The organism is Blastococcus sp. SYSU DS0552 (genome assembly GCF_054050815.1).
Window position 1 is genome coordinate 1 of sequence record NZ_JBJHAB010000034.1, and the last position, 10,130, is coordinate 10,130.

12 protein-coding genes are annotated in these 10,130 nt (G+C 72.1%); 7 read left to right on the forward strand and 5 right to left on the reverse strand.

What is annotated here, in order from left to right:
• Nucleotides 1–315 precede the first annotated feature (315 nt).
• Nucleotides 316–630, forward strand: coding sequence for a hypothetical protein (locus tag ACI8AG_RS20150; protein ID WP_456598442.1), 315 nt, complete (start codon nt 316–318; stop codon nt 628–630).
• 108 nt (nt 631–738) lie between these two features.
• Here ACI8AG_RS20150 and ACI8AG_RS20155 read toward each other — a convergent pair whose 3' ends face one another.
• The 4 genes from ACI8AG_RS20155 to ACI8AG_RS20170 form a co-directional block, all read right to left on the reverse strand.
• The gene (locus ACI8AG_RS20155; protein WP_456598443.1) at nt 739–2,883 is read right to left on the reverse strand and encodes a SpoIIE family protein phosphatase; all 2,145 of its coding nucleotides are present in this window, start codon (nt 2,881–2,883) and stop codon (nt 739–741) included.
• Between the two features lie 102 nt (nt 2,884–2,985).
• A complete protein-coding gene (locus tag ACI8AG_RS20160; RefSeq protein WP_456598444.1) occupies nt 2,986–3,957 on the reverse strand; it encodes an anti-sigma factor RsbA family regulatory protein in 972 nt (323 codons plus the stop codon).
• A 748-nt stretch (nt 3,958–4,705) separates the two neighbouring features.
• The gene (locus tag ACI8AG_RS20165; protein ID WP_456598445.1) at nt 4,706–4,843 is read right to left on the reverse strand and encodes an ANTAR domain-containing protein; all 138 of its coding nucleotides are present in this window, start codon (nt 4,841–4,843) and stop codon (nt 4,706–4,708) included.
• 42 nt (nt 4,844–4,885) lie between these two features.
• Nucleotides 4,886–5,149, reverse strand: coding sequence for a hypothetical protein (locus ACI8AG_RS20170; protein ID WP_456598446.1), 264 nt, complete (start codon nt 5,147–5,149; stop codon nt 4,886–4,888).
• Nucleotides 5,150–5,899: 750 nt separating this feature from the next.
• Here ACI8AG_RS20170 and ACI8AG_RS20175 point away from each other — a divergent pair.
• From ACI8AG_RS20175 to ACI8AG_RS20185, 3 genes are all read left to right on the forward strand, one after another.
• Nucleotides 5,900–6,553 carry a DUF305 domain-containing protein gene (locus ACI8AG_RS20175; protein WP_456598447.1) on the forward strand — a complete coding sequence of 218 codons (654 nt, stop codon included), beginning with the start codon at nt 5,900–5,902 and terminating at the stop codon, nt 6,551–6,553.
• Nucleotides 6,554–6,743: 190 nt separating this feature from the next.
• Nucleotides 6,744–7,592: a F510_1955 family glycosylhydrolase gene (locus ACI8AG_RS20180; protein ID WP_456598448.1), complete on the forward strand. Its 849-nt coding sequence runs from the start codon at nt 6,744–6,746 to the stop codon at nt 7,590–7,592.
• Nucleotides 7,593–7,807: 215 nt separating this feature from the next.
• Nucleotides 7,808–8,074 (forward strand): heavy-metal-associated domain-containing protein, encoded by a 267-nt coding sequence (locus ACI8AG_RS20185; protein ID WP_456598449.1) that lies wholly within the window; start codon nt 7,808–7,810, stop codon nt 8,072–8,074.
• Nucleotides 8,075–8,228: 154 nt separating this feature from the next.
• On the opposite strand, the gene ACI8AG_RS20190 is transcribed toward ACI8AG_RS20185, so the two are convergent.
• Nucleotides 8,229–8,636, reverse strand: coding sequence for a four-helix bundle copper-binding protein (locus ACI8AG_RS20190; protein ID WP_456598450.1), 408 nt, complete (start codon nt 8,634–8,636; stop codon nt 8,229–8,231).
• Nucleotides 8,637–8,753: 117 nt separating this feature from the next.
• On the opposite strand from ACI8AG_RS20190, the gene ACI8AG_RS20195 reads away from it, so the two are divergent.
• The 3 genes from ACI8AG_RS20195 to ACI8AG_RS20205 form a co-directional block, all read left to right on the forward strand.
• Nucleotides 8,754–9,131, forward strand: coding sequence for an ArsR/SmtB family transcription factor (locus tag ACI8AG_RS20195; protein ID WP_456571417.1), 378 nt, complete (start codon nt 8,754–8,756; stop codon nt 9,129–9,131).
• Nucleotides 9,132–9,300: 169 nt separating this feature from the next.
• Complete coding sequence (locus ACI8AG_RS20200; protein WP_456598451.1) at nt 9,301–9,642, forward strand: NADH-quinone oxidoreductase subunit A; 342 nt, start codon at nt 9,301–9,303, stop codon at nt 9,640–9,642.
• Nucleotides 9,633–10,130, forward strand: a 498-nt coding sequence (locus ACI8AG_RS20205; RefSeq protein ID WP_456598452.1) for a hypothetical protein, incomplete at its 3' end; no start/stop codon positions are given. The genes ACI8AG_RS20200 and ACI8AG_RS20205, both read left to right, overlap by 10 nt.

The window sequence follows — 10,130 nt, forward strand, 5'->3', positions numbered from 1 at the left end:
GGGGGGGGGGGGGGGGGGGGGGGCCCCGCGGGGGGGGGCCCGGGGGCGCCCGCCCCCCCCCCCCCCCCCCCCCCCCCCCCCACCGCTGGGGTGAGTGACGGGGCTCGAACCCGCGAGTGAGGCCGGTCCCGGGCCTGCTGGCCCGGCGAATGCCCAGGATACGGGCCTCACCGGACGTTTCTGATCGTGCCTGTGCGTCCTTCAGCGGTCCTGAGCGTCCCGGTTGCCCCCCGATCTGCCCCCCACGCCGGCCGCCCAGTGGCCTCTCCTCAGTGGTGACTGCGCTGTCCACCGGATGCCGGACTGATCCTGGGCATGACCGATGAACAGCTTGCTGCCGTCCGGTGCTACACCTCGGCTGAGGTGGTTCGGAGGCTCAACATGAAGGAGAAGTGGCTCAAGGACCTGGTGCGTGAGCGCCGGGTTCCGCACCAGCGCACCGGCCCGACCAAAGGGGTGTGGTTCACCGCCGCGGACGTCCTCAAGATCGGCGAGATGCTGCCGGACTTGAGGCTCATCGCCGGGACAGCAAGGCCGGCCCCGGGGCAGGGCAGCCGTACGGCGGCATGCCTGCAGTGCCGGCCCCGGCGCAGCCGCCGGCCCAGAAGTTGGCGGAGTGGGCGCGCCTGACGGCGCACCAGCGCAGGCCACGGCGTTCGACGCGCTGACGGGCGCCGATGAGCGTCGAGGAGTTCTGCGACGTGGCGGTGCCCCACTGGGCGCTGTGCCACGGGCTGACTACTTCGATTCGCTGACGTTGCGTCGGTGACCGTCCGACTCGTCCGGGACGTTGGGCGGGATGCGGTTGGGGCCGGCCTCCGGCGGGCGAGGCCGGTCCTGGGGGTGCAGCCGGACGGCGACGAGGGCGACGTCGTCGTCGGGGTTGTCGGGCAGCATCCGCTCCAGGAGTTGGTCGCACATGCTGTCGAGGTCCTGCCCGGCCAGCGCCTCCAGTTCCCGCTGCAGGTGCGCAAGTCCGGCGTCGAGGTCCTGGTCGCGGCGTTCCACCAGTCCGTCGGTGTAGAGCAGGACGACGGCGCCGCGGTCCAGGAGGACCTCGGACTCCCGGCGGGACGCGTCGGGCGTGACGCCGAGCAGTCGGTCGGCCGGGACGGTGGCCATCGGTAGCACCGTGCCGTCGGGGTGGATGGCCATAGGCGGCGGGTGGCCGGCGTTGGCCCAGCGCAGCCGGGTGACCCCGCGGCGGCGCTCGTCGTCGGTCTGTTCCAGGCGGGCCACGACGGCGGTGGCAGCGGTGCCCGTCTGCAGCGTTTCCATGACCCGGTCCGCGCGGCTGAGGATTTCCGCGGGCGCTGCGCCGTCCTCCGCCCCGATGGTGCGCACGATCGTCCGGATCTGACCCATGGCCGCGGCCGCGGCGATGTCGTGGCCGATGACGTCGCCGATCACGAGCACGGTGGCGCCGGCGGGCTGCAGGAAGGCGTCGTACCAGTCGCCGCCTACTTCGGCGGCCCGGGCCGCCGGGACGTAGCGGACGACGATCTGCAGGTGGTCGGGCTCGGGCGGGGGAGTCAGCAGGGAGCGCTGCAGCCCCTCGGCGACCTCCCGCTGCTGGCGGAACAGGCGCGCGTTGTCCAGCACCAGCCCGGCCCGGGCGGCCACGTGACGGGCCGTCGTCAGGTCCTCGGGCGTGAGGGACCCGCGCTCGGCGCCGTGGGCGATGGTCAGCAGGCCGACCGGGCCGTCACGGCCGGGCAGCGGCAGGACGGCCACCGACTCCGGCGCCAGCCGGAGGAGGAGGTCGCGCACCGGGCCGGGCTGGATCATCGCGGCGGCAGTCGAGGTGGCGCCGCTGGCCAGGACCTGCGGCTGCCCGCTGCGCAGGGCGTTGACGACGAGCGCGTCGTCGGTGAGCGCCGAGAGCCGGCTCTGCGCGTAGGCGTCCGCGACCGGACGCAGGGCGGGATCGGCGTGCCACGAGGTGACGTTGCGCAGGCCGCGGCGGGTGCCGGCGTCGGAGCCGTCGTCGACCAGCGTGACGATGCACCAGTCGGCGACCGTGGGGACGATCAGCCGGGTCAGCCGGGTGACCGCCTCGTCCGCGTCGAGGGTGGCGGCCAGTTCCTCGGTGATGCTGCTGAGCAGCCGCTCCCGTGCGGCAGCCAGGTCGGCGGCCTGCTGGACGCGGCGTCGACCGTTGATGTCCAGGAAGTACAGCGACAGGCCCTCGGGCGTGGGGACGGCGCGGACCTCCACCCAGACGTCCAGGGGCGCGGGGTAGTACGACTCGAAGGTCACCGACTGTCCGCTGCGCACGGCCTCCCGGTAGCGCTCCTCGAAGTCCGAGCCGACGGCCTCCGGGAAGGCCTCCCAGACGTTCCGTTCGAGCAGGTCGGCGCGCGAGTAGCCGGTGATCCGCTCGCCCTCGCCGTTGACGTGGGTGATCGTCCAGTCGCTGTCGAGGGCGAGGAAGCCGACCGCCATGGTCTCGAGGATCTGGGCGAGGCGGTCCTGCGCCTGCCTGCGGGCCGAGACGTCCCAGGCCGCGCCCAGGAGCCGGACGGCGGTTGCCGACTCGTCGCGCAGCACCCGGCCGCGGGCGGCGACCCAGCGCACCGGTGCACCGGGCGCCACGACCCGGTACTCGGCCTCGTAGTCGCCGCCGGAGTCGATGGCCTCCTGGAGCAGCCGGCTGACCTGGGGCGCGTCGTCTGCGTGCAGTCGCGCCATGAAGGCTTCGATGGTCTGCTCAAAGGCGCCCACAGCGAAGCCGAACAGCTCGTCGAGGCGCGCGTCCCAGGACAGCCGCCCCGTGACCAGGTCCCACTCGAACGTGCCGATGCCCGCCGCCGCGATCGCCAGGTCCAGCAGCGCGGCTCGCGCCTGGTCGGGGTCCTGCAGCGCCTGCTCGGCGTCGTCCACGGTTCCCTTTCCTGAGCTCGTGAAGGTCGCGGCGGGGTCTCGCTGCGACCGGGATTCTGCCGCATGCGTGTGTCGGTGCGAGACCCACGGAGGTGGCCGCGGTCAGCGCAGGTGTGCGATCAGCCGCACCGAGGTGCCGTGCTCCGTCCGCTTCACGTCGACGTGGTCGCACAGCTGGCGGGCCAGCCACAGCCCCATCCCCCCGCGCGAGAGGTCCTCGCCATGGGCAGGTCCGTAGCCGGCGAAGGGGTCGTCGATCCCGGCGCCCCGGTCGGTGATGCGGCACACCACCCTCTCGGCCGAGGCCCACAGGTGCAGGTCGACAGGTGGCCGGCCGTGCCGCACTGCATTGGAGGTCATCTCGTCGACGGCGAGGGTGAAGTCCTCGATGACGTCGCGCGGTCCGTGCGTCCTCGCCAGCTCGCCGGCGACGGCGTGGCGGAGGCCGATGAAGTCGGTGACGCCGCGGACGGCCAGCAGGGGCGGCGCTTCCTCGAGAGCCTCCTGCGGCGCCGCGAGCCCGCGGAGGTACTCCGCCGGATCGAGGAAGTCCGGGTTGCGACCACGGCCGCTGTCCGTGACGAGGGTCGGGTGTGTCCGCCGGGCGGACTCGAGGACCGGCTGGGGCAGCCGCTGGGTGTCGAAGACGCACAGGCCCCAGAGCGGCCAGGGAGCCAGGGCGTGGTTGATCACCGACTCGTAGCGTTGCCACTCGATCCGGTCCTGGTCGGTGCTGCCGAAGTCGACCTCGCCGACCACCCGCACCCGGGTCACGCCCTCGTTCACGAACCGGTCGGCCAGCTGGCGGAAGGCGGTGAGGGCCGTCGGCGTACGCGCCCGGTAGACATCCGCCCGATCCAGGACGTTGAGTCGGTCGTCGTCGCCGACGGCCTCGCGCAGCAGGCCCGCTGTCCAGGCACCGGTCGCGACGACGGCTGCCTCGCCCGCGGCAAGCCCCTCACTCAGGAAGCGGCCCGCGACGGCGGCGAGCTCGCTGGCGTCGTCGTAGAGGAGCCCGTCGTGCATGAAGCCGACGGCTGAGGCCTTCACCTGGTCGTCTTCCGCCAGCGACACGCCTCAACCCCCATCGGATGACCGCCTGGCCCTGGCCTCTCTCCGAGATGCGGCGCCGATCACGGAGATGGCGGGCGGGGGAGGAGCGCGGTGGAACGATACCCGGACGTCCGGATCGCACGGGATCCCAAGCCTTCCTCCCCGTGTCCCGGCCGCCATGGCCCCCCGCAGCCGAGGGGGGTAGCTGGCCGAGGACGTGCCTTCATGCGGGCACGTCCCGGTGTTCATCCGAGGCGCGTTGGGCGGAGGCGAGCGCTGCCACTGCCGGGGCCCCGAAGCGCTTGGCGGTGAGGTAGAGGCTGGGCGGGAGCTCCCCCGCGGCGATCGGGACCAGGGCGGCCGAGGCTGCCCGGTCGATGAGCGGGCGATCGCGTGGTCGCCCACGGCTGGGGCCGTTGGCGTCTCCCTCCGTCGCACGCCCGCCACTGAGCGGGCAGGACAGACGTCATCAGGAGCTCTCGGCAGGAGGGGCGGGCGAGGTGGCCGTTCACCCATCACCGCGCCCCTGGTCGTGCCCAGAGGTCGCCGTCCCAACCCAGGGGCGTCGCAGATGGGGTGCATCCCTCGGCCGGTGGGCAGGGACCCCGGGCCTCGACCTCCGGAGGACCGCCTGAACCCGGGTGACCGGAAGGAGGAACCGGGCCGGCGTCCGCGTCGACAGTCCGGGAGACCAGCGCGGAAGGGCGGAGGTGACGTGGTCGCCGAGGTCGAGCTTCCTGGGGACGTCCTGTGGCCCCAGGCCGGCCTGTCAGTCGCGTCGGCCGTCGGGGGCGGTCACTCCATCGACGATCGCCTGCGCGATGTGCCGCAGTTTCCGGTTGGACCGCTGCGAGGCGGCCGCGAGGAGGGCGAAGGCCTCGTCCGCGTGGCAGCAGCGCTGGCTCATCACGATGCCCCCATGGGGCGGTCCTCTCTGCCGAGACCTCGGTCAGCCGACCGTGGCCGTTCCGGTTCGGGTGGCGGCCGCCGCGACGTTCAATGCGCTCGCCGCCTGGGCCCAGGAGCTGGACGCCGGGAAGTCGCCCAGCAGGACCACGACGCGGCCGTCGTCCAGGACGCCGGCGGAGTGCAGCTGCCGTCGGGCGTCGACGCAGCACATCCAACCCTGCTTGGCCGCGGCTCCGCCAGCGCCTGCGGCGAGGAGTCCGAAGCGCTGGTCGAAGCCGTCGGCGGCGGCGATGGTCGACTGCATCCAGCCGAGCAGAGTCGCTGCGTCCGCGGGAGGCGGCGCCGTGAACCGCCCGGATGCCCGGAAGGGGGCAAACCCGCCCCCTTCCGGGCCAGCTGGCGGTACCTGCGGCCGCCCGGCCGGCCTCGACGGCGCCTCGAGAGCGGGTGTTCCGTCGTGGTGCGTCGAGGGGTCGCCGGTGTGTCCGAGAGGCCGTCGTACCGTCGTATGCAGGAGGTGGTCATGGCGACACGGCTGTGGACGGCGCTGCTGCTGCTGGCTGCCGTGTTCGCCATGCACGGGATGCAGTGCGTGGCCTCGGACCCGGCCACGGAGCACGGGTCCTCGTCGCTCGCAACCGTCTCATCCGTCGGTGGCCACGCCGCGGCTGTCCATCTCACCGCGGACGCCGGGATGCCCGACCACTCCGACGTCCCGGCTGCGGGCGGCGTACGCGACGCAGCCGCTATCGCGTCCACCGGCCCGCCGGCGCCGTGGCACGACGCTCACGTCCTGGCCGTGTGTCTCGCCGTTCTGCTCGCGGGGTTGACCATCCTGAGCGCCGTGGCGCGCCTCCGTGGCAGGGCGATTCCGCTCCTCCGCGGGTCCCCTCGACGTGGCCGCCGGTTCGCCGCGTGGTCCCTGCGGCCGCGGCCACCGAACCTCTCTGTCCTCTGTCTCCTGCGGATCTAGGCCGAACCGCTGCACCCCGGCAGCTCCGGCTGCTCCGGGGTCCCGCACGCATGCCTACATCCCGCAGAACTGGAGACCAGCATGACCCGCACCAGCATTCGCCTCGTCCGCCTCACCGGGGGACTGATGTCCGCCGTCGTCGTCCTCGCCGGCTGTTCGGAGACCGCCGAGACGCCGACCGCCGGCAGCAGCGCGACCGACGAGAGCTCCGCCGACCAGAACGCGGAGTTCAATGACGCCGACGTCACCTTCGCCCAGGGGATGGTCCCGCACCACGAAGGCGCGCTCACGATGGCCGAGGTCGCGACGGACCGCGCCTCCGATCCCCGGGTCGTGGACCTCGCCGAGCGCATCGAAGCCGGCCAGGACCCGGAGATCGATCTCATGACCGGCTGGCTGGAGGAGTGGGGCCAGCCGCTCCCGGACGACTCCGGAGACATGGGCGGCATGGATCACGGGTCCGAGGGCATGGGTCACGGGTCCGAGGGCATGGGTCACGGGTCCGAGGGCATGGGCGGCATGGGCATGGACGACATGTCGACCGCCGGTCCGGAATTCGACCGCATGTGGCTCGAAGCCATGATCGAGCACCACGAGGGTGCCGTCGAGATGGCACGAACCGAGATCGAAGGCGGCCGCAACGCCGAGGCCGTCGACCTCGCCCGGCTGATCAGCCAGACCCAGACGCAGGAGATCGAGGAGATGCAGCAGCTACTCACAGAGCTGGGTGGCTGATCCGTTCCGGGGGCGCGGTGCCGTTCCGGCGCCGCGCCCCACCTCCTCAACCTGACAACACCGGCCGGTAGACGGCTGCCGTGGCGCCTCTGCCCTGGCCCGGCGTGCCGTCCACCGGCACCCAAGGAGTGCATCCGTGGCACCACGTCCGACGACCTTCCCTGTCCCCGGCTCCCACCGACGACGGAGCATGCCGGTCCTCGTCCTGTCCGCCGGCGCCATCGTGCTGATGGGCTGCACGTCCGGGGCGCCGGAGTCCGGAGCGGCGTCCCCGACACCCGCTCAGGCAGCACTGGAAATCAGCCACGTGCACGGAGTCGGGACCGATCCGGCCGACGGCTCCCTGTTTCTCGCGACGCACGAGGGGCTGTTCCAGGTGACCGCTGACGGACAGGCTGAGCTGGTCAGCCCGGTCATGGACCTGATGGGCTTCACCGTCGCCGGGGCCGGGCACTTCCTCGCCTCCGGCCACCCCGGGCTGCGGGTCGACCTGCCCCAGCCGATGGGGTTGATCGAGTCGACCGACGGCGGCCGGACCTGGAGTGCGGTGTCCCGGCAGGGCCAGTCGGACTTCCACGCCCTCACCACCGGCGCCGCCGGTGTCTTGGGCTATGACGGCACCTTGCTCCGGAGCGACGACGGCCGGGACTGGGAGCCGCTGGCCATCCCGAGCGAGCCGCACAGCCTGGCGGCCTCGCCCGACACGGACCTGGTGCTCGCCACCACCGCGCAGGGGCTGCTCCGGTCCCCTGACGCTGGCAGGACCTGGTCGGCCGTGGACGGCGCTCCGCTGCTACAGGTCGTGGACTGGGCGGACGACGGCGTGCACGTGGCGGGGGTCGATCCCTCGGGCGTGACCTGGACCAGCAGCGACGGCGGCGCCTCGTGGGCGAGCGGCGCCGACCTGGGATCGCCCCCGCAGGCGGTGGCGGTGTCCTCCTCCGCGGATGAGGACGGCCGCATCATCGTCGTGACCGCGGCAGCGGTGGTCACGTCCACGGACGGGGGCCGGACCTTCGACATGGTGCTGGAGCAGTGAGGGCGTGGCCTGGTACGGCCGGGAGAAGGCCGAGAGGCCGGCCCCTCACGCATCGGCGTGAATGCGCCGAACTGGGGCGGGCGCCGGTCCGTCCCGCGGGGATGGGCCTGCCCTGCGGACTGGCGTATACCCCCGGGGGGTACTACTCTAGGCATGTCGGCGCGGTATCCCGCCGCCCGCGCAAGCATCGGCCACCAGTCCGGAGAGGAAGCTTCATGAGCACCGCTACCTACACCGTCGTCGGCATGACCTGCGGCCACTGCGTCAACTCGGTCACCGAGGAGGTCGGTCAGGTGCCCGGCGTCACGGACGTGAACGTGGAGCTGGCCACCGGTGGGCTGATCGTCACCAGTGACAACGGGGTCGAGGACGCCGCGGTGCGCACCGCTGTGGAGGAGGCCGGCTACCGGATCGCAGCACCGGTCCAGCAGCTGCCGCTGGCCGGCGGTCAGCCGTCCGGATGTAGTTGCGGCTGCAGCTGACGATCAGCACTGGTCGTCGACCTGCCGTCACGCTGGCCAGTCACGCCGTCCGTCGAGTCGCCGGTGACGGCTCACCGGCGACTCGACGGCGGTTGTACTGACCTGGCCGTCACGTCGGTCTTCGGTCAGGGTGCCGAGCTGCGACTCAGGCTGATCAGCCGAGGGACGAGATGAGGTCGCGGCACGCCGCCTCGCAGCGCCGGCAGGCCTCGGCGCAGACCCGGCAGTGCTCGTGCATCTCGGCGTGCTGGGCGCACTCGTCGCCGCAGGCCTTGCAGGCGGCGGCACAGGCCTCGAGGACGGCGCGGGTCAGGTTGGCGTCGTAGCCGGTGTGCCGGGACAGCACCCGGCCGGTGGTGTCGCAGATGTCGGCGCAGTCGGTGTTGGTGCGGATGCACTTGGTCAGCTCGGCGACCATGTCCTCGCTGAGGCAGGCGTCGGCGCAGGCGGTGCAGGCCTGCGCGCACTCGAAGCAGGCCTCGATGCACTCCAGGAGCTTCTGCTTGTCCACCCCGCCGAGGTCCTTGGGGTAGGTGTCGAGCATCTGGGCTGCCACGGTCATGGGTGCCTCCTCGGTGCTACGGCGTCGGTCGGCCTGGGTGCCGTCCGAGACTCTCGCCGGCAGATCGGGGGCTACCCGTAGGGCCGTACGGGTATGAGTGGATCGGAGGTGTTTCTCATGTCCGAACCTGACCATGCGCACCCGGTGGACCCCGAACGGGTTGCCCACGCCCGCACTCGACTGCCCGGTCGGGAGGAAACCGCCCAGCTCACCAGCGTGCTGAGCCTCATGGCCGACCCGACCCGGGCCCGGGTCCTCTTCGCTCTGGACATGGTCGAGGAGCTCTGCGTCGGCGATCTCGCGTTGGCACTGGACGCGAACGAGGACGCCGTCGGCTACGCGTTGCGGTTGCTGCGTACGGCGGGCCTGGTGGCGAACCGGAAGCAGGGGCGCGTCGTCTACTACCGCCTGGCCGAAGGGTTTCCCGAGCCCCTACGGGATCACTGCCTGCGCCAGTTGGTCGTTCTCGCGAATGCAGCGCCGAACGAAGACTGACAGTGGCTGCTGGGTGTTCGGTGCGGTCGCTGAACCGAAGCATCGTCGACACGCGAGGGCTCTCGGCCACTCCTACGGTCAGGCCTACCCGGACGAGCGTCCGGATGTTGTGCTTGAACCACTCCCGGCCGCTGCCGTCGAGTGTCCTGCGTGAGGGGAGGAGGGAGCCATGGTCGCCTTGCTGGCGCTAGCGGTGCTCGTCGTGGCCGGCGTCGTCGGCGTCTACGCCCTTCCCTCTGTGCTGAGGAGCGCGCGCGAGCCCGCGGCCGTGCTGCCGTACGAGTCAGGCCTGCTGCCGCAGCAGCACGCCGTCTCCCGCTACCACACCCGCTGGTACGCGGTCACGGTCCTCTTTCTTGCCTTCGACATGGAGATGATCTTCATGTACCCGTGGGCAGTGGTGGTCGCTGACATGGGTGCGCAGGCCGTCATCGAGATGTTCGGGTTCCTCGCAGTCCTGCTCGTCGGTGTCACCTACGTCTGGCGTGAGGGTGCGCTGCGATGGACGTGATCGCTCGACTGCGGGCTTGGGCGTTGTCCCGGCCCCGCGTACTGCTCGTGGACGTCCCAGGCGAGACGACGTTCCGATGGTCCGTCGAAGCCGAGCTCGACCGGCGCGGCTGGAGGCGCTCCCTGGCACCTGCGGATACCGACATCCTGCTCGTCCTGGGTGAACCCGGACCGGAACTCACAGCGGCCGTCGACGTCTTGTGGAGCCAGGTTCCCGAACCGCGACACCGGATCGAGGTGCACCGAGAGGGCACCCTCGCCGTCGATCTGGACGCGGCTCCGGGTGCGCTGCTACGGCGCGCCGCAGGAGGCGCACACGGAGACGAGCGTCCGTCGCCGACCTCGTTCCTCGGCAAGGAGGGGGGCATGGACCACGGCGGTGGTCACGAGGGCATGGACCACGGCGGTGGTCACGAGGGCATGGACCACGGCGGTGGTCACGAGGGCATGGACCACGGCGGTGGTCACGAGGGCATGGACCACGGCGGT